At 53.1% G+C, this 22746-nt stretch carries 15 protein-coding genes; 3 read left to right on the forward strand and 12 right to left on the reverse strand.

Going from position 1 to position 22746, the window contains the following annotated elements:
• Window positions 1–37: 37 nt before the first annotated feature.
• The 4 genes from M8T91_RS11100 to M8T91_RS11115 all read right to left on the reverse strand — a co-directional run bounded on the left by M8T91_RS11100 (window position 38) and on the right by M8T91_RS11115 (window position 9275).
• Window positions 38–301: a hypothetical protein gene (locus tag M8T91_RS11100; protein WP_301414225.1), complete on the reverse strand. Its 264-nt coding sequence runs from the start codon at window positions 299–301 to the stop codon at window positions 38–40.
• A gap of 583 nt (window positions 302–884) precedes the next feature.
• Window positions 885–3878, reverse strand: a complete 2994-nt coding sequence (locus M8T91_RS11105) for a TonB-dependent receptor (RefSeq protein ID WP_301414226.1) — start codon at window positions 3876–3878, stop codon at window positions 885–887.
• Between the two features lie 2111 nt (window positions 3879–5989).
• Window positions 5990–8164 carry a malate synthase G gene (locus M8T91_RS11110; RefSeq protein WP_301414227.1) on the reverse strand — a complete coding sequence of 725 codons (2175 nt, stop codon included), beginning with the start codon at window positions 8162–8164 and terminating at the stop codon, window positions 5990–5992.
• A gap of 175 nt (window positions 8165–8339) precedes the next feature.
• Window positions 8340–9275, reverse strand: a complete 936-nt coding sequence (locus M8T91_RS11115) for a LysR family transcriptional regulator (protein ID WP_301414228.1) — start codon at window positions 9273–9275, stop codon at window positions 8340–8342.
• Window positions 9276–9389: 114 nt separating this feature from the next.
• On the opposite strand from M8T91_RS11115, the gene M8T91_RS11120 reads away from it, so the two are divergent.
• Window positions 9390–10988: an isocitrate lyase gene (locus tag M8T91_RS11120; protein WP_301414229.1), complete on the forward strand. Its 1599-nt coding sequence runs from the start codon at window positions 9390–9392 to the stop codon at window positions 10986–10988.
• A gap of 130 nt (window positions 10989–11118) precedes the next feature.
• Here M8T91_RS11120 and M8T91_RS11125 read toward each other — a convergent pair whose 3' ends face one another.
• The 4 genes from M8T91_RS11125 to M8T91_RS11140 form a co-directional block, all read right to left on the reverse strand.
• Window positions 11119–12162, reverse strand: a complete 1044-nt coding sequence (locus M8T91_RS11125; RefSeq protein WP_301414230.1) for a CDGSH iron-sulfur domain-containing protein — start codon at window positions 12160–12162, stop codon at window positions 11119–11121.
• Between the two features lie 50 nt (window positions 12163–12212).
• Window positions 12213–12626: a cytochrome b gene (locus tag M8T91_RS11130; protein ID WP_301414231.1), complete on the reverse strand. Its 414-nt coding sequence runs from the start codon at window positions 12624–12626 to the stop codon at window positions 12213–12215.
• 123 nt (window positions 12627–12749) lie between these two features.
• A complete protein-coding gene (locus M8T91_RS11135) occupies window positions 12750–13124 on the reverse strand; it encodes an antibiotic biosynthesis monooxygenase family protein (RefSeq protein WP_301414232.1) in 375 nt (124 codons plus the stop codon).
• A gap of 21 nt (window positions 13125–13145) precedes the next feature.
• Window positions 13146–13598, reverse strand: coding sequence for a MarR family winged helix-turn-helix transcriptional regulator (locus M8T91_RS11140; protein WP_301414233.1), 453 nt, complete (start codon window positions 13596–13598; stop codon window positions 13146–13148).
• A gap of 429 nt (window positions 13599–14027) precedes the next feature.
• Between M8T91_RS11140 and M8T91_RS11145 the strand changes: the two genes are divergently transcribed.
• Both M8T91_RS11145 and pta read left to right on the forward strand, forming a co-directional pair.
• Window positions 14028–15236, forward strand: a complete 1209-nt coding sequence (locus M8T91_RS11145; protein ID WP_301414234.1) for an acetate kinase — start codon at window positions 14028–14030, stop codon at window positions 15234–15236.
• Between the two features lie 2 nt (window positions 15237–15238).
• Window positions 15239–17392: a phosphate acetyltransferase gene (gene pta / locus M8T91_RS11150; protein WP_301414235.1), complete on the forward strand. Its 2154-nt coding sequence runs from the start codon at window positions 15239–15241 to the stop codon at window positions 17390–17392.
• Between the two features lie 4 nt (window positions 17393–17396).
• On the opposite strand, the gene M8T91_RS11155 is transcribed toward pta, so the two are convergent.
• The 4 genes from M8T91_RS11155 to rraA form a co-directional block, all read right to left on the reverse strand.
• A complete protein-coding gene (locus M8T91_RS11155) occupies window positions 17397–19268 on the reverse strand; it encodes an acetyl-CoA hydrolase/transferase C-terminal domain-containing protein (protein ID WP_301414236.1) in 1872 nt (623 codons plus the stop codon).
• On the reverse strand, window positions 19265–19603 hold the full coding sequence (locus M8T91_RS11160; protein WP_301414237.1) for a hypothetical protein: 339 nt from the start codon (window positions 19601–19603) through the stop codon (window positions 19265–19267). Before M8T91_RS11160 ends, M8T91_RS11155 begins: the two co-directional genes overlap by 4 nt.
• Before the next feature lie 22 nt (window positions 19604–19625).
• Entirely contained in the window at window positions 19626–21860 is a 2235-nt protein-coding gene (locus M8T91_RS11165) for an acyl-CoA dehydrogenase (RefSeq protein ID WP_301414238.1), read from the reverse strand.
• Window positions 21861–22139: 279 nt separating this feature from the next.
• Window positions 22140–22619 (reverse strand): ribonuclease E activity regulator RraA, encoded by a 480-nt coding sequence (gene rraA / locus M8T91_RS11170; RefSeq protein ID WP_301414239.1) that lies wholly within the window; start codon window positions 22617–22619, stop codon window positions 22140–22142.
• Window positions 22620–22746 lie beyond the last annotated feature (127 nt).

Genomic DNA, 22746 nt, shown 5'->3' on the forward strand with positions numbered 1-22746 from the left:
CACTCAACCCACCCTGCCTCCTCGCACTGAGGCGGGGTCACACCGTTTCGTCAAGAATAGCAAACGAGAGAAATGCGCTAAAGAACCCGAGACCCAGCAGTAAAGGCACTAGCGGAAAACACAGCATCACCAGTGAGACTGCAATCCACAGACTCCTCACTCGCCCTCGCTTTTGCCGGTATTGGACCGTGTAGCGACGGGTGTGACTGTCAGTGCCCTTGCAGACCGGAATTTCCCGTTGCTGCGGCAGAAAAAAGCGCACAAAGTTGGCGCAATAAAAACGGATTGTCGCCAGCAGCATCCTGCGAACCTCACTGAAAAACCTTTTTCAGTATAGATTCCGTTTCGACCATGGCCATTTCCCGGCAATTCTGCTTACTTCTGAAATCGTAATCCGGGCAATCGTGCGTCTCTCACTCACACCATGTATTTGGAGTGGAAAGGTTAATAAACATACTGAGGTCAATACATGGCCAATACGGCTGGGCTGAAAAGTGCAAACCAATCACAACCTTGCAAACTATACGGGTTCATACACTGTGAAAGCTCGCTGGCGCAACAGAAGTAATCGCACAAACTGATGTGCCCGAAAGTTACTGCAAAAGTGCAGGCTACACAGCACATTGGCAATAGCGCGATACAGATTGGACTGCAGGTTTCCCCAGATGCAAGGATGGTAAAGTAGACAAGGTTACTGCAAGATCGGGCAGAGACTGACTGCTGAGAACGCCGCATCCTGCACCCGGCTTTTGCTTGGCATCGGAGTTTTGAACTCCCGCGGCCCTCTCAACAACACCTGTGGCTTTCAGAATATCGTTAAAGATACCGGCCTCCTGTCATAAATGAATGACAGAAGACCGTATCTCTCTATATCCAATGGTTGTTTAGAAGCTATACCGCGCTGTCAACTGCACATAGCGGGGTGGCTGGAAACTGGTTGCCTTCAGGAAATTGGGGTTAACTGCGGAGTTATCGCGTTCCAAATCCTTTTGCTGATTGTAGGCATCCGGGCGCTGCCAATCAAACAGGTTGTACACGGTGGCTTTTAGAACCAATCCCTCAGACCATGCCGGCGCATAGGCAATACCCAGATCGGCAGTGTACAACCAGTTTGATCTGCCTTCGTCACCACGCTTGGTTAAGACTTGGTTATCACTGCCGTCATTACAATAAAAGCTGGAGGCCGAATATTGGCGAAAATTGATCAGGTCATAGGCTGATGTGCCATCGCCCTCCAGCATCCCTTCTGTGCTTACAAATCCTTGGCAGCTCAGCGGAATACCTGAAACCAGACTTAAATTCATCGATACAGAAAGTTCCTCGGTGAAGTCATAGAGGCCAAAGGCCTTAAATTGATGCGTTCTGTCTGTCGGCAAATTTCCATAGGCGCCGTGCATGAAATTCGCATGATCGAAATCCTGTGTTGCCCCTGGGTCTTCCTGGGCCAAAGAGGAGTTCACATAGCCTTCGACATTGCCAAAGGTGCGAGATAGTACATAAGACAGGTTAAGTAGCCAGTTATCAGACAGTGCTTTTTCAGCGGTTAATTGGAGGCCCAGATAATGGCGCTTATAGTCCGGAAGACCATGATAAGAAGCCGGGGTTGTAACGTTGGTGAGTGTTCCATCATTATTTAAATCCATTGCGATGGTGATATCTTCGCCTGGATTAATAATAATGCAACCGGCTAATGAATGGGGATCGAAGTTATCATAGCCATTGTCATCTGCCCAGCGTACAAAGCCATCTTTCCCACAGAAGTCATCCATCCCATTCCCTACAGTGCGGCCCATAAATTTCGCACCCAAGGTCCAGTCATCTGTAACCCGCTGCTCATAGCCCAGGATAAGTTCATCCTGGTACATGGGTTCAAGATTAGCATCTGCAATCACAGCCGGATTGGCTATTTGGTCATCTATAATACTTCCACCAAATTTCTCACCAAGCGTTACCGGGCTGCCATCAGCTTTCCAGCCGTCAGGAGCGTAATGCCAATCTGTTCTAGTATGCTCTTCGCGCGTTGCCCGAATATTCGTATTGGATGCCACAGGGATATAATAACGCCCTAAAGTGCCATACAATCTCTTGCTTGAATCTCCATCAATATCCCAGGAAAATCCAACTCTCGGAGCAATAAGATGGTCAGATTCCAGAAAAGTACGCCCCTCGCCATCGTTGTTAGTGAAAGTTTCACCGCGCAAACCCCCATAAAGCAGTATGTTGTCACTTATTTGCCAGGAATCCTCAATATACCATGCGGTATTTTCTACAGAAAAGGTTGCTGATACGGTGTCTCGAGTCCAAACTCGAACAATTTCTGTACCGCAGTCCAACAGAACACCATTGATTGTACAATTGTTATTTGGATGGGCAGTGCGGTAGCGATAGTAGATACCACCGGAATAACTACTGCCGGGAGAAGTTGAATCGTAACTCTCAGCATTATAACCAAACCGCAGCCTGTGATCCCCTAACACCCAGTCAATATCCGTTCTATAGCTGTCTCTCTTATCGATATCATCGATTTCATCCGTGACTCGGGATTGACTCGGCGCATTCCAGCATCCAATCGCTTTACGACCATTCCAGCCAACGCCGTTAATGGTATCCCAGGCGTAAGCGCAGTCACCACCTTCCAGGCGGGGCGCCTTGAGGTACTGGTGCTTAAGTTTCCCCGCCATTAAGTTAAGCGTCAGGTTGTCGGAGAGATGGCCGGTATAACTCAGGATACTCATATCACCACCTTCCTGGTAAGTGTATGAGTTTTTCTGCTTTCCATGCTTTCCAGTCCACTCTTCTCCATTGAGGTTGTCAAACTCTGTGCGATCATACTCCGTCTGGTTGTTAATATGGGTAAAACGCAGCAGATGTTCGTCGGTAATATACCAATCCAATTTGGCCAGGTAATTAGGTGTATCCGTTTTGATATTGTAACTGTCATTTTTTGAGTAATTATCGATGTCGTCATCCTGGCCCTCCAGGTTCACGAAAAAAAACAGCCTGTTTTCAATCAGTGGACCACTGGCATATATATTATATTCCAGGCGTGACTCAGTATCGGCGGAGTTATAGGTCAGGATTTCAGAGCTGCCATCCAGTTTTCTATTGATGGTGTTTTTCTCACTTGATCTTAGTGCGTCAGGGGCTGAATAAACCGAACCACCAAACGCCCAGTCATTTGAACCGGACTTGGTCACGACATTGATAATGCCGCCAAGCGCTCGCCCATATTCAACACCATAACCCCCGGATTTGACCTGCGTCTGCTCAATCGCATCTTGCGGAAGATTCGCAAACGAGAGCAATGTACGTAAGTTGGTTACATCCATGCCATCAATATAATAACCGTTCTCACCAATAGACGCGCCGCCAAAAGACGGAAGGTTGCGATCAAAATTGGCACCACCCTGTATTGCCCCTGGTGTTAACAATGCAACAGCCACCGAGTCTCTCGGCAGCGGCAGACGCTGAACGGTATCCGCTGTAAACACCTCGGTAGATTCTACTGAAGAGGTGTCGATTGCCTTGATACGATTCCCGATAACTTCCACAACTTCAATAGCGTCAAATGAAACGTTACTCCCCCTGCCAATAGTAACTTGAATTTCCTGTTCATTGCCCGCAGAATCCGTAACAACATAGGTACCGGCAGGTACACTGCTGATGTTGAATCTCCCTCCCGCCGGCACTGTAATGGTACGGCTCACCCCCGTGCCTTTATTCAAGTATGTAATTTCAGTTCCCGCTTCCGCTCTACCAAAAATAGAACCGGAGGTATTGCTGGCCGCAAAAGATACCGTCGATGCTGTTAAGCAGGCACTTACAGCCGCTGCGGCTAAAGAGCGCTTAAATTTCAGGTGAGTAGATTTGTTTTTCATAACACTTCCTTTTGTATTAGTTAGAATTGAAGTCTGATCTTGCAACTGAAAAATAATGAAAAATTTTTACTCAATAAACTTATTTTTCATTGGCATTATTAAAATAATGAATAACCAGGACCAAAGATGCTAAATACAATAATTTATATTTTCGATGCATACCCCCTTACTAAAGAACCATCCGCTTTCATACCAATACACGCCATCCACCTCAAAAAAATCGAATAGCCGCCTGATTATTCCAATATTTCAATTACCAATCAAAATATTCAAAAATGAATTTTGAATATTTTACCCATAACCTATTCATAATAGTTTTGGTACATGAATCAAACCACAAAATCAAAAATTATCGAAGAGCTGCTAATATAGATGACCATGCCTATAACTGGTAATTTCCATCAAAATAACCTGAATGACAATACAATTTTTATAGACAAAAATGCTTAGCTCTAAATAAAGCAGACTTGGTCAGGCTTTTGCATATTTAGTCAGTAATGTAATCGTTATACAGGTTAAAAGTTCCTCTTTGGATTTAATAACTACAAATGTCCACCCAGGCGCCACAAGCACGTAAAAGCGCCCTTTAAAGAATCAAGGGATCAAGACGAAGCCAGACTAACAAAATTCTTTATCCCAACTGTTCACAACCACACCGCACCCTTTTTTCTAAATCACGGCAAAACAGTTGATACCCCCTAAAGACAGGAAATACTGGAAATGCAAGAAAGCTATGGGTGGAAGGATGTCAAAGTGATCATTGGTGCGTTCAACGATTGTGGTGATACCCTCCAGCTTATATTTTTGTATAAATTTAGCACTCAGAGTTACTGCTTGAGCATTTTAGAATACATTTAAAAAATTATGCAAAACGAAGAATAATATAGGGATTATTTCAATTTCTGAGAAATTTTAACAAGTCACACGCAGTTTGATAAATTGGACGCCTTCTCGGTTCTTTCTCCATTTCACACTGACTGTAGAGAAACAAATTACCCTAAGCTGACCCAAACACAATAACCCCTCTATACGGGGGGTATATCAAACCTAGTATTAAGCGCCTCAGGCAAATGGCCATTTTCATTACTGTGCCACTCTTGTCTTTTCATTCCCTAATTAAAACGCAGTCAATAACCCATCATGAAATACAGGTCGATTACTTATGCCAGACATACCCAGCCCTATAATGTCAAAAGTGCCTAAGAAAATCATATGAACAAACTACTTCCTGATTCTCTTTATGGTCAAAACTGGCATCTTTCAGCACAACAAACTCTCTATTTAATTAAGCGCTAACATAAACCATTGCACTTCAGAGAAGCGCAATGCCCAAGTGATGAACTTGGATTGCATTTTGCTAATGGCCTATCATCTTCACAGGTTGGGTCAGTGCGCCTGTGCCGCAAATAGGTATAAACAGCTCCCTCTTATCCATACAACAGGTATTGGGCTTGGACCTCCATAAATGCGCCATCAGTTATTCTGGTTTTTGCACTGATACCCAGGCCATTCAATACAAAATTTCCCCGATTTATCTATCTACACTCACACATGCTAAGAAAACTACCCATCGCAGACTTTGCCACTACTATTTGCAAATTCACAAAAAGCAAAGGAGGGACCAGCGACATGCTGAAGATCTTTGTAGATGATTTCGAGAGGGAGAGATCGGAAGGGTCTCCACTTTGCCAGTACTTGCCAAGGGTACTGGCGAAATTGATACACTGCTGGCTGCCAAAAGTGGCAAAAGCACCAACCATTCTATAGCCACATCAGTACGGGCTACCGCGATTGTCCAAATCTTTGGGTTTACTCACCTGACTGATGCAGGCTATATCACCGGTACAACGTGGGTGGTCAGCGCAAAAAATGCTTGCTGACACTGGTATTGTAAATGTCCCCAACTTCACGGAACAAACTATCGCCGGAGTCGCACGCACTGCAGGAGTTGCCCGGTTTATAGGGCGCATGGGTCGACTGGTTTTGTCCAGCACCGATTTCACTGCAAGCTGCACGCTATTACAGCTGAAGCCCAGTATTACCAACAACCGATGCAATATCAAAGATTCTGGTGGACCAATGGGCTCAGGTTTTCATCATCGAGCCCGGCATCAAGGGTTCAACGCTTTAAACTCCCGCCTGCGGCGATGCAGCACCGGCTCCGTGTACCCATTTGGTTGGGCACAGCCCTCAAACACCAGTTCACAGGCGGCCTGGAAGGCGATGCTCTTGTGGAAGTCGGGTGCCATATTGCGGTAGTTGGGATCACCTGCATTCTGGCGATCCACAACAGCGGCCATGCGCTCCAGGGTTTTGCGCACCTGCTCCTCGCTGACGATACCGTGCTTGAGCCAGTTGGCAATATGCTGAGAGGAAATACGCAGGGTTGCACGGTCTTCCATCAGGCCAACATCGTTGATATCCGGCACCTTGGAGCAGCCTATACCCTGCTCTACCCAGCGCACGACGTAACCGAGAATGCCCTGGGCGTTATTGTCCAGCTCCAACTGGATATCCCTGGCGCTCCAAGTGGGGGCTTCCGCTACCGGCAGGGTGAGAATATCTTCCAACTTGGCGTGATGGCGATGTTGAATCTCTTCCTGGCGACGATTGACGTCCACCTTGTGATAATGCAGCGCGTGCAGGGTGGCTGCGGTGGGCGATGGTACCCAGGCGGTGTTGGCACCGGCCATGGGGTGGGCCAGCTTGGCGTGCATCATGGCTGACATCTGGTCGGGGATAGGCCACATACCTTTGCCAATCTGTGCCCTGCCTTTGAGACCGCTGTTGAGACCCACATCCACATTCCACTCTTCGTAGGCCTTGATCCAGGTGGACTCTTTCATATCGCCCTTGCGGATCATGGGGCCTGCGAGCATGGAGGTGTGGATTTCATCACCAGTGCGATCCAGGAAGCCGGTGTTGATAAATACCACCCGCTCCCTGGCTTCGGCGATACAAGCTTTCAGGTTCACCGTGGTGCGGCGCTCCTCGTCCATAATACCCATTTTGACCGTGTTGCGCGGCAAGGCGAGAACATCTTCGATGCGGTTGAACAGAGTATTGGCAAACGCCACCTCTTCCGGGCCATGCATCTTCGGTTTTACAATATAGATGCTGCCGGTACGGGAATTCTGGCATGTGCTTTCGCCGCGCAGATCGTGCAATGCGATCAGGCTGGTGATCATGCCATCGAGTATCCCCTCCGGAATTTCCTCGCCATCGCCAAACAAAATGGCATCACTGGTCATCAGGTGTCCCACGTTGCGCACGAACATCAAACTGCGGCCGGGCAGGATGCGCTGATTCCCGTTTGGGCTTGTGTACACACGATCCGCATTGAGTTTGCGCTCGAAAGTGGTACCGCCCTTATGAATGGTTTCTTTCAGATCCCCCTTCATCAGACCGAGCCAGTTGCGATAAACCACAACCTTGTCTTCGGCATCTACCGCAGCAACAGAGTCTTCGCAGTCCATGATGGTGGTCAGAGCTGACTCCATCAGCACGTCCTTGATTCCGGCAATGTCGGACCTGCCGATGGAACTTGCGCGATCGACCTGGATTTCAAAGTGCAGCCCGTGCTGCTTGAGCAGGATGGCGCTGGGCTCTTCGCTGTCGCCGTGATAACCGGCAAACTGCTTGCTGTCTTTCAGCGTGGCGATATCACCGTTGTCCAGTTCCATTTCCAGCAGGGGGCCATTCACACGGTATTGCACAACCTCCCTGTGGCTGCCACAGGTGAGCGGGGCGGACTGGTCGAGGAAACAGCGGGCGTATTCAATCACTCTGGCACCGCGCACAGGATTGTACTGGGTACCCTTTTCCGCACCGCCCTCTTCGCTGATCACGTCGGTACCATAGAGGGCGTCGTACAGGCTACCCCAGCGCGCATTGGCGGCATTGAGGGCATAGCGGGCATTCATCACCGGCACTACCAGCTGCGGGCCGGCCAGGGTGGCAATTTCCGGGTCAACATTCTCGGTGCTGGCAGTGACGTTTGTGGGCTCATCGACCAGGTAGCCGATTTTCTCCAGATACGCGCGGTAACCATCCAGGTCGCGAAAGCCACCGGGATTTTCGCCGTACCAGCGGTCGAGGGTTGCCTGCAATTTGTCACGCTTTTCCAGCAGGGCTCGGTTGACCGGGGCTAGATCGCGCACAACCGATTCAAATTCAGCCCAGAAAACATCGGTGCTGATCCCGGTTCCCGGAATCACCTCCTCGCAGATCAGATGGTAGAGCACCGTTGCGATTTGCAGATCGCCGATTTGTATTCGTTCCGTCATACCCTGGGCCTCTCACTGATCGTTGGAATATCGGCATTCTATACAGTCATTTCCCCATCCTGCTAATTAATAGGCGCAATTTCCACTATTCACAGAGTCAATTTTTTCCATTGGCACTGCGGCAGGAAACCGAAAGGAAAACACCGCCGGTTCGCAATCGCACTCTGTAGATCGCTCAGAGCGCCCGACCAATATCCAGAATCAGGCGCCGCAGCCAGCGATGGGGAACGCTCTGCTGCAGTAGCGGGCTCCAGGCCATTTTCAGCTCCAGCGGCGGAATCCCCAGTGGCGGATTACGGCGAACCACCCTGGGATTATCACTGGCCAACTGTGCCAGACGGGTGGGCACCGTCACAATCAGGTCGCTCTGCTCCGCCAGCAACATGGCCACTTGGTAATGACGGGTGAACACAGAAATATCCCGCTTTTCCCCCAGGCGATTGATTGCCTCATCCACCCAACCCAGTCGCTGAACATCCTCGGGGTTTACCCCCACGCCGACGCCCATACCGGTCTTGCTCACCCAGATATGCTGCGCCTTTAAGTAGCTTTGCAGATTGTAGTCCTCGAGAATCGGATTATCGGTGCGCATCACACAGGAAAAGCTGTCCCGCCATACTGTTGCCTGGTGAAAACTCTGCGGCATGCTGTCAAAGCGGTTGATCACCATGTCAACCTTGCCCTGCTCCACATCCACGAAACTCACATCACTGGGTGTCATGATATCCAGGCTGATACCGGGGGCATCCTGCCGCAGTTGCCTGAGCAGGGGGGGAATCAGAGTTGATTCTGCATAATCGCTTGCCATGATGCGAAAGGTCCTGCGGGTATTGGCCGGGTTGAAATCCCGGTTTGGCTGTATCACCCGGTCGATGGAGGAGAGGGCCTCGCGCACCATGGGCTGCAGCTCCAGGGCCCGCTCTGTAGGCATCATGCCTTCCCGTGTGCGCACCAGCAGCGGGTCGTCGAACTGTTCACGCAGGCGCTTGAGACCATTACTCATGGCCGGCTGGGAGAGCCCCAGGTAATTGGCCGCACGGGTGACGTTGCGTTCACGCAGCAGTACATCCAGGTAGACCAGCAGATTCAGGTCCGCTCTTTCCAGTTGCATAGATCATTCGCCAAATTGATAGTGAAAATAAAATCAATAAATTAGGCAAATTATGCCATGCCCCCTAAGATACTCAACACCTAATTGCAGTCACCGTTTTAAGGAAATGCTGTCATGGCCACATACACTCAAGATATCGATGCGATAGCCAGGCTCCGTGAAAACCACGGAGGCACCTGGGATGCAATCGACCCGGAATCCGTTGCGCGTATGCGTGCCCAGAATAAGTTCAAGCACGGCCTGGATATTGCCAGATACACTGCCGACATCATGCGTGCCGACATGGAGAACTACGACAGGGACCCCACAAAGTACACTCAGTCACTGGGCTGTTGGCACGGTTTCATTGGCCAGCAGAAGATGATTGCCATCAAGAAGCATTTCAATGGCAATACCGATCGCCGCTACCTGTACCTGTCGGGCTGGATGGTTGCCGCGTTGCGCAGTGAGTTCGGTCCCCTGCCCGACCAGTCCATGCACGAGAAGACCGCAGTAGCGCACCTGATTGAGGAGCTGTACACCTTCCTGCGCCAGGCAGATGCCCGTGAACTGAACGACCTATTTCGTGCGCTGGATGCCGCCCGGGAATCCGGAGACAAGGAAGCCGAGAAGGCCGCTCGGGACAAAATCGACAACCATCAGACCCATATTGTGCCCATCATCGCCGACATAGACGCGGGTTTTGGTAACGCCGAGGCCACTTACCTGCTGGCCAAGAAAATGATCGAGGCAGGCGCTTGCTGTATTCAGATCGAAAACCAGGTCTCCGACGAAAAGCAGTGCGGCCACCAGGATGGCAAGGTCACCGTCCCGCACGAAGAATTCCTGGCCAAGATCCGCGCCGTGCGCTACGCATTTTTGGAGCTGGGTGTAGACAATGGGCTCATCGTTGCGCGCACTGACTCCCTGGGCGCCGGCCTGACCAAGCAAATTGCCGTGACCAAAACACCCGGCGACCTGGGTGACCAGTACAATGCCTTCCTGGACTGCGAGGAAATTGAGGCCTCCGAGCTTGCCAATGGCGATGTTGTCATTAACCGCGATGGCAAACTATTGCGTCCAAAACGCCTGGCCTCCAACCTGTTCCAGTTTCGCAAAGGCACCGGTGAAGCGCGCTGTATCCTGGACAGTATCACCGCCTTGCAAAACGGTGCCGATCTGATCTGGATCGAAACCGAAAAACCCCATGTCCGCCAGATTGGCGGCATGATGGACGAGATCCGCAAGGCCGTGCCGGATGCGAAGCTGGTTTACAATAACAGCCCCTCTTTCAATTGGACCCTAAATTTCCGCCAGCAGGTATTCGATGCCTGGGCTGAAGAGGGCAGAGATGTATCCGCCTACGACCGCGACAACCTGATGCGCGCAGAGTATGATGATAGCGAACTGTCCATCGCTGCCGATGAGAAAATTCGTACCTTCCAGGCCGACGCCGCCCGTGATGCCGGCATCTTCCATCATCTGATCACCCTGCCCACCTACCACACTGCAGCTCTGTCGACCGACAATCTGGCCAGGGAATACTTCGGTGAGCAGGGCATGCTGGGTTATGTGAAAAATGTCCAGCGCAAGGAGATCCGACAGGGTATCGCCTGTGTGAAGCACCAGAATATGGCGGGTTCCGACATCGGCGATGACCACAAAGAGTACTTCGCGGGTGAAGCCGCTCTAAAAGCCGCAGGCAAAGACAACACCATGAACCAGTTCGGATAAACCGGTTGCGATGTTCTCCAGAAGCAATAAAAGGTGGCGCAAGCCGCCTTTTATTGCTGATCCATTTCCGAAAAATTCAACCGGGGGAGTGCGTCCCGAGACAGTGAATCACCCGTGGCCATAAGCCCTATTACGCACTTCCCTCTCCATCAGTAAAACCCTCGGCGACATGCGATCCGTCGCAAAACGGTTTATTCTTTGACGCGCCACAACGGCAAAGTGCGTATTTATTCTCGCATGCCCCCTCGCACCATACCGCATTGGCCAGTGCGACATTGCGCACACGATAAGGCCCGCTTGCCTCCGCCTCAATTGCAGTGCCGGACGGCACCTCGTGGCGCAGACCTTCGCCATTTTGTTCGTACCCCAATGCACCGGAGGGGCAGGCGCGTATAACATCAAGTATTTCAGCAACCGAACCTTTGTCCGGGTCTATCCACGGGTCACGCGTTGTATCGAATACCGCTTCGAGGCGCCGGCCACATTCATAGGCTTTGGAACAGAGCAACCGATTGTAAAGGATGTTTATTTCCCTGCCCCTGTACCTAGAGAGTTCATCGATTGTGCGTTCAGGCGATTTCCCATCTAAGTATCCCACACGGGTATGTGAACCGTCGCAATAGGGTTTGTTCTTTGATGCACCGCAGCGGCACAGTGTCATTGTGGCCTGGGTGGCTAGGGCCGCACCGTCTGCGTCGATGAAATCCTCTACGCCACTGATGATTGCGGGGCCATTCTTGCGTAGCACGATTGACGCCGAACTTTGAGCGACCCCAGCACTGGGCGAAGCGATCCGGCCTGTGAGGCGCAAACCATCGCGGATATTGAGCCCCATCAAGGTCAGATTCGTCGCGCCGGCAATGAGCTCCAATGTCTGGACAGCATAGAAAACGCTATCAAAAGAGCCCGCGTTTGCTTTCGAGGCCAAAAAAACGGCTGACGGCAGCAAGACGATCAGGCCGTTCAATGCAATGATCGGCATCCGCTTTTTCTTCGCCACAACACCTTGATCGCCGCGTCTCTGGCCCAAAGACATCCCGGAGCCTCCGGCAATCACCATAGAGGGGATCAGCACAAGCATGCCCCAAACAATGCCATTCTTAACAGCCGTAATGGCCGCCTGGTGACCGGTCAGCTCTGAAATCACTGTCGAGGTCCAGAATGTAGCAATCATAAGGAAACCTACAACTCCGGCAATAGCGTGTACTCTGCTCTTTGTCATTGCTATCTGGCTCCGAACCACATGCGTCGCAGCAGTTGGTCCCGCTTCAATAGATGGTGATAGAGCGCTGCGCCGACATGTAGGATCAGCAGCACGATGATAACGCGGGCACCGATACCATGCGGCCTGCGCGGTGGATAATCGAACAAATCGGTCAGAGTCGCCAGGTCTCCGCCGAAGATGATTGGGCCGGCACCCGATAGAATCACCATGCCGATACCGCTGGCAACCGTACCGAGAATGACCACATAAAACAGGATATGGACGGCTCGGGATGCATGATCCTGCCAACTGGGCATGGGCACTGAAGCGGGTTTATAGTCCATAAAGCACCACCAGCCGATGCGTACCAGTGTCAGCAAAAGAATCACCACACCTATCGGGACATGCACTCGCAAAGCGGCTGCATCCTCCATTGCGCCTGCTCGAAAGCCCGAACCGATCACTACAACGACGAGCAGAGCACTGAGCCAGGAATGGCCACAGCAACCGTGCCGTATTGCTCTGATGTGCTTTTGAGTGACACTTCGTTCCTTTGATTAGGCTACACAGTGGCCGGGCACGGCGAGCTTTTTGAACAAATGCGGGGAGGCAATAGCGCTTTCAGGGTAACCGCCAATGCGCTTCTGAAACTCCGGGCTTGTAAATGCGTTGCGGAAACTGTCCACGCTTTCCCATATCGCGTAATTTACGAAGGTTCCGCTGCCGCCAATGGCTTTGTGCAATTGTGTGGAGATATAACCGGGTTGTGCACGCATAAAGTCTGCATCGTGTTTCCACGCCGCAAGCAGGGCTTCTTCCTCGGCTGGATCGACGGTGAAGACGTTGATGAGTACGATGGAACCGTCTTCGTTTGTCTGCATTTGCTCGGCCAGACTGACCTTGTCATTGAGCTCTTCGAATCTTGCCATCATTCATTTCCTTTTACCGTTGTTTCAAACACCTGTTTGCTCTGTGCGATCACGAACGATTTCCAAAAGCTTGAGCGCGTCTCGGATACCTTGCTCACTCAGCCCCTCTGCCAGTGCGTTAACCCAAGCGGCTTGTGCTTTGCCAATTTCAATCATGACCGCATGCCCGGCCTCGCTGATTGTGACAAACGGCGAACGTTTGTGATCAAGGTTTTCCTCCAAAGTAACCAGCCCCTGATCCTCGAGATCATTGACAATGCGCTGCACACCTTGACGAGCCAGTCCCATCCTCCTGGCTATCTGGGCAACCGTGAGTGGCTGCCCCCATTCGTCGATAGCCCCCATTACCTGCCATCGAGCGCTCGTCATGCCCATTGGCTTGGTCAATTTGTTACCCGCTGCCAATAACACCCCGTTCAGCCGAAAGGTCTCAAGGATCAGGGCAGTCAACGCTTCGCCTTCAATTGTTCGCTTCATTTTTACCATATTGTCATATTGTAAATATATTGTCAATCTGCATCTACAATTCCTTTTGAAGACCCGAAACCGTGCGTGGCAATATACCGAGCCTATATTGATTGAGCATTTGCTATTGGGATTGCATTTAAAGCCTATCGGCAGTGTCTGTCAGAGCAAACCAGGGCTGCGACACCTTCATCACACCGCGCTTTGAAGCCGGTACCATTGATCCCACAAGAGGACTGATCCCCAGTTTATTCAGGATCACCTCAAGAGTACCGGAGGCATGACTGTACAGCACTGCGGGGTTCCAAATGGGCGCCCAGCCCCAGGCCTGCTATGGCGTCAACGATACTGTTTGAAGTCGCCAACTGTGATTTCTCCTGGTGGAACCCTCGGTCTCATTTTGTCTAGCCTTAGGGGGTATCCCGTTGAAACACTTGCTCTATGCTCGAACCCGACCTGGTGCTGATTCTCAATTGCGGCAGCTCTTCACTCAAGTTTGCCGTACTTGACCCCGAATCCGGGAAGGAATTCCTGTGTGGTCAGGCAAACGCCCTGGGGGGGACCACAGCAAAGCTGGTATGGCGCTACCGAGCCCAGAATGAGACACAACAGCTTGATCGAGATGACGACTACACCACCGTGATTCGGATTCTTGTCGACCGGTTTGATAGACAGTGGTCGGAATTGAGAGAGCGGCTGCTTGCCATCGGCCACCGGGTGGTCCATGGCGGAGAGCTTTTCGCCAGTTCGGTTCTGATTGACGAGGAGGTGTTATCTGCAATCCGATCCTGCTGTGAACTGGCCCCATTACATAACCCTGTCGCCCTAGAGGGTATTCAAGCAGCCCTTGCCGCATTCCCCCAAGTATCACAAGTTGCCGTGTTCGACACAGCTTTCCACCAGAGTATGCCGGACTACGCCTACCTATATGCGCTCCCTTACAGGCTTTACCAACAACATCATATCCGCCGCTATGGTATGCACGGCAGCAGCCATCGCTATATCAGTGAACGCACCGCTCAACTGCTGCGCAAGCCTGTACCGGAGATCAACGTTATTTCGGCGCACCTGGGCAACGGTGCCTCTATTGCTGCTATCAAAGGTGGCCAGAGCGTGGATACCAGTATGGGCCTGACCCCACTGGAGGGACTGGTCATGGGTACTCGCTGCGGTGATCTGGACCCGGGACTGTTGCTGTATTTGGGGCGGACATTGAACTATTCCCTGGACGAAATCGAGCAACTACTCAATCGGGAAAGCGGAATGAGAGGCCTCTCCGAGCTCAGCAATGACTGCCGTGCACTAGAGCAGGCTGCAGAGGGCGGGCATACCGGCGCTCGTCTGGCCCTGGAGGTATTTTGCTACCGGCTGGCCAAATACATTGCCGCCTACACTATTCCCCTGCACCAGGTCACTGCACTGGTATTTACGGGAGGAATCGGTGAGAACTCCGCCTGGGTACGCACTCGAACAACCGACTGGCTGAATGGCCACGCCTATCAGTTGGACCCGGCGCTCAATGAAAAAATACGCTTTGGTGCCGAGGGGCGGATTTCACGGCAAAATACCCCGGAGGTTCTGGTGATCCCGACCCGGGAAGAGTGGGTGATCGCCAGGGATGCCGCCCAACTGGCACTGGGGGCAGCCTAGGCATGCCGCACAATGCCCGTACCCTTATGCTGGTCCCTGTGGGAGCGGGCGTGGGCATGACCTCAGTCAGTCTCGGCCTGATTCGCGCACTGGAACGCAACCGGGTGGAAGTGCAGTTTTTCAAACCCGTCACAGAACCCTCCCCGAACGGCGCCACAGAGCGCACCACGGAAATATTGCGACACAATGCCAACCTGGAGAGCCCGCCCCCCTTCAGTGCTCAATATGCCGAGACCCAGGTATCCACCGGAAAAATGCCCGAGCTGCTGGAAGAGATACTGGCGCGCTACCAAAGTGGCAGCAGTCAGGCGGAAGTGATTGTGGTTGAAGGTATTCTACCCAGCAGCAACAGCCAGTTCTCCAACCAGCTCAACCACCAGATTGCCAAAACCCTCGACGCAGAGGTGGTACTGGTGACCTGTCCTCCAGGCGGCGCCGCCAAACAGCTAAAAGAGCGGCTGGAGTTTGCAGTGCGCTCTTTCGGCGGAGGGGATGCCAACCGGGTGGTGGGCTGTATCATCAATAAAATCGGCGCCCCTCTCCACCATTCGGATACCCCTGGTGCCCACGCCGGCATGCCGCCCCAGGGGGAGGCACTCCAGGAAAGCGCCTCCTCCATCACCAAAGAGGCCCTTTACCGGCAGGTTTCCCTGCGGATTGTGGGCTGTATCCCCTGGAATGCTGATCTGCTCGCACCGCGAGCACTGGATCTGGCCCGACACTTCGATGCTCAGATCATCAACCGCGGGGAACTGGAATCCCGGCGATTGCGCAGCGTGACCTTTTGCTCCCGCTCCCTGGCCAATATGCTCAGGCGCTTTACACCGGGGGCCATGCTGGTGACCTCGGCAGACAGGCCCGATGTCGTTGCCGGTGCTTGTCTGGCTGTAATGAATGGAGTGAAGATCGGCTGTCTCTTGCTCACTGGCGGTTACCAGATGGATCGTGCATTGTTCAAAATCTGCACTCCGGCAATGGAAACCGGCTTACCAATCCTCCTTGTAGGCGCCAATACTTGGCGAACGGTAATGGAATTGCAGACCTTCAACCTGCGCACACCGGCAGACGACCGGGAGCGGGTCAACCGGGTGCAGGATTTTTTTGCCAGCCACCTGGATGAAAACTGGGTACGCTCCCTCAGCCAGGCTTCCAGCCGTCCCCGACGTATGTCTCCGTCAGCTTTTCGCTATCATCTCACCGAACTGGCGCGCCGCTCGCCAAAACGCATCGCGCTGCCGGAAGGGGAAGAGCCGCGCACCATCAAAGCGGCTCTGATCTGCAGTGAGCGGGGTATTGCCCAGACAATACTGCTGGGGAATGCCAAAACCATCCAGAGAGTTGCTGAGCAGCAGGGACTCAGACTCAGTGACCAGGTGCAGATTGTCAATCCTGCAGAAGTGCGAGAACGCTATGTGGAACCCATGGTCACCCTGCGCAGAAAAAAGGGCTTGACCCAGGTAGTGGCACAGGAACAACTGCGGGATAATGTGGTACTGGGCACCATGATGCTGGCACTAGATGAGGTGGACGGCCTGGTGTCCGGGGCCATACACACCACGGCCAACACCATCCGCCCCGCCCTGCAGCTGATTAAGGCCGCCCCCGGCGAGCCATTGGTCTCATCCATATTTTTTATGCTGCTGCCGGAGCAGGTGCTGGTATACGGGGACTGCGCCATCAATCCGGACCCCAATGCAGAACAGCTGGCCGCTATAGCGATCCAGTCCGCGGATTCCGCCGCGGCCTTTGGTATTGAGCCGCGCGTGGCCATGATCAGTTATTCCACCGGAACCTCGGGCAGCGGTTCGGATGTCGACAAGGTGCGCGAAGCCACTAAAATTGCCAGGCAACAGCGACCCAAGCTGATTATCGATGGACCCTTGCAGTACGACGCCGCCCTCATCAAAACCGTCGCCGCACAAAAGGCTCCGTACAGCCCGGTGGCCGGACGCGCAACGGTGTTTATTTTTCCCGACTTGAACACCGGCAATACAACCTACAAAGCTGTGCAGCGCAGTGCGGATCTGGTGAGCATAGGACCCATGCTGCAGGGGTTGCGTAAACCGGTCAATGACCTGTCCCGGGGCGCCCTGGTGGATGACATCGTCTACACCATAGCGCTCACAGCCATCCAGGCGCAGCAGCGGGGCCAATAGACGGTTACTCCCAATACAACGGCCGCCTCGTATCGACGAAATCCCGCAAAGCGCTAGCAACCACATAGGCTTCCAAGCGGTGTTCGTATGTTTCGGTGTGATCGTAGCCCATACGCGTTAGACAGCGTTGGATATGCTCGGCACCCTTGGATTTGTCGTGCCAGACGCTCCGCCCCCGGATGACGGCCAATAACATCCGCCACCAGCGTCGATCCGCCGCTTTTAGCTGCTCCAAGGCCACCGCAAGCAGAGCCTCTTCATTGGTAAAATCGGTGCCCAGGGGATAATAAGGCAGCATTGCCAGACATTTTTTATCCGTGAAAATTTTGCGGATATGCCCGGGCGTGTTGTTGTTGAATGCCGCGGGAATGATAAAGTCTTTTTCAATTTTCCCCGCGTGCTTGGCCTGTTCCAGCAAAACTGGCTGGAATCGGGCATCGCAGATACTGAGCATGGACACCATCACATCCCGGTCCGTCTTGCCGCGCAGGTCCACAGCTCCATACTCGGTGACCACCACGTCGCGCAGGTGTCTGGGGATGGTAGTATGGGGATATTCCCACACGATATTGCTTGAACAGATACCATCGTGGTATCGAGTGCTCGGCAAAGCGATAATCGAGCGTGCACCAGGCAGTTCAAACGCCTGGGCAACAAAATTATACTGACCACCTACACCGCTCACCACCTGGTTGTCCACAAGGCCATCGGAGACAACCGCGCCACCCAAAGTCACCATCATAGCCGAGTTCACGAAACGCGCCTGTCGGCGCTGGGCTCGCTTCAATGCTCGCTGGGACTGCAAATCATTGGTGAAATCGATTCCGGTCATATCAATGCCGGCCAGCTCCCTGGGGGGCAGGTCGCGAAGCTCCCGATACATCAATTCCGGCCCCAGATAGAACCCACCGTGCAACCAGGTCCCCCCCAACAGTTTCCTGTTGAGGCACTCCCCTATCAAACGCCTGCGACCATGCTCACTGTGCAGATCACACTCCTCTTCCTCCCCGTCAGGTGTCAGCAACTTATGCCCGCGCCAGCTGTAGCTCGCATCGACAATGCCAAAGCGCTGCAGGAACTCGGTATCCTCCGGGGTCAGGGGACAAGAGATGCGGCCACATTTCTTCAGGGCCAGCAGGGTCTCCTCGTTCACCGTATGGGTGATTTCATCCCGATCCAGCAGGGCTTGCAGGGCAGCATCAGCATAGACTTCACGGGTGAGTATTCCGGCTCGCCGCAGGTGCAAAAATCCATGGGGAAGCATCTCGCTGACAGCGTATAGCCCCTGCTGAAAGGGTTCCGCCATGGGTGTCAATGCCGCACCGCAGACCGGGGACTTGTGACGGTTCAGTTCTTCGATCAAGCGCCGGTAAAGTCCATTTTCTAAATGGCGCAAACGCAGAGCGTGGCACACCGCATCCCCGAGAGCGCCAATGCCCAGCTGCAGGGTGCCACCATCTGCGATCAGACTGGCGATATGTACGCCGATACTGTATTCGGTAAAACTCACCGGCATCGCTGGAGCCGCAAACAGCGGCGTATCAAAAGTGGCCCCCTCCAACAAAAAATCAAACTCGGTTGCATCCACCTCGCTGGTGCCGGTTATATAGGGCAGCTGTGGGTTGACCTCGCCCACTAGAATCAATGGATGGTTATCGCGGGCGTTGCTCAGTTTCAAAAACGGCAGTGTCAAATCAGAATTACAGCTCAGGCTGAAACGCGCACGATCCTCGGCTGGCGACACCATCTGGGCAATCACATTCACACCACTACTCAAAAGCGCCTCCGGCACCTGGGTGTAATTGACACTGGCATAATGTTGCTGTGCATAGTCATTTCCCAGCAGTGCACCCGGCGCCATAAAAAATTCGATCACCTCGATATTGCTCGGCAACTGTTGCCTGCGGCGAGCGGAAGCGTACGCGAGATCCTGATACTGACTGTAGAGACGATCCAGCAAAGGCTGGATAAAACGGCGCAGTATATCGCTGTCCCCCTGGGGCGCTCCAGGGTAAGGGCGGTGAATATGGTCAGGGAAATCGAGGGGTCGGCAGCCGCACGGGCGTAGAGGGCATTGGCAAAGTGGTTGGCCTTGCCGATCCCCAGGGGCAGGCCCAACACGATTTGCTTGCCCGCTTTTTCCAGCAGCGCGTCAATACATGGCTCGACGGTGCTGAAGCGCCGGGGGATTTTTCTGAAAGGGGTTTGCATGGATAACTACACCCGCACTTCTTTAGCCCGGGCGGCCGCTATGCTCTCCCAAGTGCTCAAAGTGATCGACCTGAATCGCACGATCCACCGCATCCGCGGCTTCTTTCAGGGCACATGCTTCCTCATCGCTGATCAGGTTGCACTGTAAACCCTCCTCTACCGATTCCCTGCTCAACACGCGTATCCCGCCTTTTTTCAGTTTGTCGCGTGCCTGCTCTGTAGCGCACACCTTGACAAACGCCTGCTCGACAATATCAACACCATCGCCGGGATTGCCGGGATAGACACCACAAGTCAGCCTGTCCCGGGTTGTCGACGGGGCCAGCAAGAGTTCAGCACAAGCGCGGGCCTGGCGGTCCGAAGCCGTATGGACACTATGCCCCCAGGGCATGACCAGAAATCGCATTAACTGCCCGAAGAAGGGGCGCGGGAAATTCTGAAAAACCTCCAGCAGATTGATTTCAATTTTATGTAATCCATCGCGCATAGCGAATTCCAGTAGGGGCAGGTCATCTTTGGGGTTACCATCGTCGTAAAAGCGCTTCAGGGTGCAGCTCAACAAATAGAGTTGGCTGAGTACATCCCCGAGACGATAGGAGATCAATTCTTTTCTTTTCAGCTCTCCTCCAAGAGTCATCAGGGAAATTTCAGTCACCAGGGTCAGTACCGCAGAATACCGGTTCAACTGCCGGTAGTATTTGGCTGCCCCACCCACATTGCGGGGACTACTGGCAAACAGGCCCACCGTCCAACCGTGGAACACACCGCGAAACAGGGTCTTGAGCTGGAACCAGAAGTGTTTTGGCAGGAGCGTATCGAGCTGATCCAGCCCCGCTTTGGTATCGGGATTTTCTGCTGCGAGTATCTCATCCAGTAAATAAGGGTGGCAGCGTATGGCACCCTGACCAAATATCATCAGGCTGCGGGTCAGCAGATTGGCCCCTTCCACGGTAATCGCCACCGGGATGGCCCGGTAGACATTGCCAAGGTAGTTAGAAGGGCCGTCCATAATGGCCTTGCCCGCATGGATGTCCATGGCGTCATTGATCGCCTGGCGCAACGCAGAGGTGGCATTGGCTTTCATAATTGCGGTAATGACCGCGGGCTTGCGTCCCTCATCCAAAGCCCGGGTTGTTGTTTTGTGGGCGCTATCCAGTACAAAAGCGATAGCGGCAATTTCAGCCAAGCGCCGCTGTACCCCCTCAAAGCGCCCCACGGGCACATTGAACTGTTCTCGCACGCGCGCATAGGCCCCGGTGGTCCGGGCAGCCATTTTCGCGCCACCCATTGACAGCGAAGGGAGAGAGATGCCACGCCCGGCAGCAAGCGCACTCATCAGCATTTCCCAGCCTTTGCCCACATTCTCCTTCCCACCGATAATCCATTCCATGGGAATAAACACATCTTTGCCCCAGTTGGGGCCATTCTGAAAAGACTGCATGGCTGGCAGGTGCCGCTGGCCGATGGTGATTCCAGGGGTATCGGTGGGTACCAGGGCAACGGTGATACCAAGCGCCTCCTTATCGCCGAGGATATGCTGTGGATCATAGAGTTTAAAGGCCAGGCCCAGTATTGTGGCGATGGGGCCCAGGGTAATATAGCGTTTGTGCCAGTTGACGCGCATTCCGAGGACTTTCTCGCCCTCGTGCTCCCCGTAACACACCTCACCACGATCCACCATGGAGGCAGCGTCAGAGCCTGCCTGGGGACTGGTCAGGGCGAAACAGGGGATATCAGTGCCATCGGCCAGGCGGGGAAGATAGTAATCTCTCTGCGCCTGGGTCCCGTGGGAGAGCAGCAGTTCCCCAGGCCCCAGGGAGTTGGGCACCATCACAGTCACCCCCACACAGGTACTGCGGGTAGAGATTTTGGTAACTATTTCCGCATGCGCGGAAGGAGAAAAGCCGAGACCGCCATATTTCTTAGGAATAATAATGCCGAAAAAGCGGTGTTTACGCAGGAAATCCCATACATGCTCGGGGATATTGTGGTCTACAAAGCTGATCTGCCAATCGTTCACCATATGACAGAGTTCTTCCACCGGACCCTCCAGAAATGCCCGCTCTTCCGCATTCAGTTCCGGAGGCCCCATGTCCAGCAATTGATTCCAATCCGGTTTCCCCGATAGCAACTGGGCATCCCACCAAACTTCCCCGGCTTCCATCGCCTCGCGCTCGGTAGCGGAAATCGAAGGGAGAACCCGCTTGATGGTTTTCAAAAGTGGCGCGGTAAAGAATTTCTTGCGCAATTCGCCCATATTTACCTTCCATGGTGGTCGAGACAGCGAAATACCCTGCCATTTCCCCCCGGGTCATTGAGAGGTATCACAGGACAATGATAGGTGACGATTTCTTATACAGTTTGACAGCCGGAGGGAATATACGACTGGGCCGGATTGGCGCGACAAGGCAGTATTTCGCCTTGGGAAGAGGCCCTGGCGGCAGGGGCCGCCCTCCAGGTCCGCCGCCCCAGAGAATCCGTATCAGCCCGAAATAACAATGTACCCCGAAACCGGTGAGTGAACCACAGGGAAACTTCAGAGCAGTGGCTTTGTGGCGACAATGATGCCATTGTTGTCCGCGTAAAGATAATGACCCGGATAGAAAGTCACTCCGCCAAATGCTACGGTGATCTCTCTCTCACCGACGCCCTTCTTTTCCGTTTTCATAGGGTGGCTGCCCAGAGCCTGTACTCCCAGATCCAGCGCTGATATTTCGTCCACATCGCGGATACACCCGAATACCACAATACCCTCCCAGGCGTTGCCTACTGCTTGCTCCGCAAGCCTATCCCCCAGGCAGGCGCAGCGCATGGAACCGCCGGCATCCACCACCAGCACTTTTCCGCGACCCGGCTCCGCCACCAGTTCGCGCACCAGGGAGTTATCCTCAAAGCATTTGACGGTAACGATTTGTCCACCGAAGCGCTCTCGGCCACCATAATTGATAAAAAAGGGCTCAACCACCTGCACATCTTGACTGTGGGCATCGCACAGATCGGGCGTCGACACTGACATAAGGCATCTCATTATAATAATATGAACAGAAATGATAACCTTACCGAAACAACAGCAGCAGCGATACCAATAAATACCGGGCATCACCTTTGTGGATAATGCCCGGCCAAACCTTCGCTGTCGAAAA

Origin of the sequence: Microbulbifer sp. MI-G (assembly GCF_030440425.1) — a bacterium.
GTDB classification, from domain to species: domain Bacteria; phylum Pseudomonadota; class Gammaproteobacteria; order Pseudomonadales; family Cellvibrionaceae; genus Microbulbifer; species Microbulbifer spongiae.

Bases quoted from the DNA above. Each gene is read 5' to 3' on its own strand.
- M8T91_RS11140 (WP_301414233.1), bottom strand. From the start codon at position 13,598: ATGAAGCGAACAATTGAAGGCGAAGCGTTGACTGCCCTGATCCTTGAG.
- rraA (WP_301414239.1), bottom strand. From the start codon at position 22,619: ATGTCAGTGTCGACGCCCGATCTGTGCGATGCCCACAGTCAAGATGTG.
- M8T91_RS11120 (WP_301414229.1), top strand. From the start codon at position 9,390: ATGGCCACATACACTCAAGATATCGATGCGATAGCCAGGCTCCGTGAA.
- M8T91_RS11135 (WP_301414232.1), bottom strand. From the start codon at position 13,124: ATGATGGCAAGATTCGAAGAGCTCAATGACAAGGTCAGTCTGGCCGAG.
- M8T91_RS11125 (WP_301414230.1), bottom strand. From the start codon at position 12,162: ATGATTGCTACATTCTGGACCTCGACAGTGATTTCAGAGCTGACCGGT.
- M8T91_RS11105 (WP_301414226.1), bottom strand. From the start codon at position 3,878: ATGAAAAACAAATCTACTCACCTGAAATTTAAGCGCTCTTTAGCCGCA.
- M8T91_RS11165 (WP_301414238.1), bottom strand. From the start codon at position 21,860: ATGGGCGAATTGCGCAAGAAATTCTTTACCGCGCCACTTTTGAAAACC.
- M8T91_RS11115 (WP_301414228.1), bottom strand. From the start codon at position 9,275: ATGCAACTGGAAAGAGCGGACCTGAATCTGCTGGTCTACCTGGATGTA.
- M8T91_RS11160 (WP_301414237.1), bottom strand. From the start codon at position 19,603: ATGCAAACCCCTTTCAGAAAAATCCCCCGGCGCTTCAGCACCGTCGAG.
- M8T91_RS11130 (WP_301414231.1), bottom strand. From the start codon at position 12,626: ATGGAGGATGCAGCCGCTTTGCGAGTGCATGTCCCGATAGGTGTGGTG.
- M8T91_RS11145 (WP_301414234.1), top strand. From the start codon at position 14,028: ATGCTCGAACCCGACCTGGTGCTGATTCTCAATTGCGGCAGCTCTTCA.
- pta (WP_301414235.1), top strand. From the start codon at position 15,239: ATGCCGCACAATGCCCGTACCCTTATGCTGGTCCCTGTGGGAGCGGGC.
- M8T91_RS11100 (WP_301414225.1), bottom strand. From the start codon at position 301: ATGCTGCTGGCGACAATCCGTTTTTATTGCGCCAACTTTGTGCGCTTT.
- M8T91_RS11110 (WP_301414227.1), bottom strand. From the start codon at position 8,164: ATGACGGAACGAATACAAATCGGCGATCTGCAAATCGCAACGGTGCTC.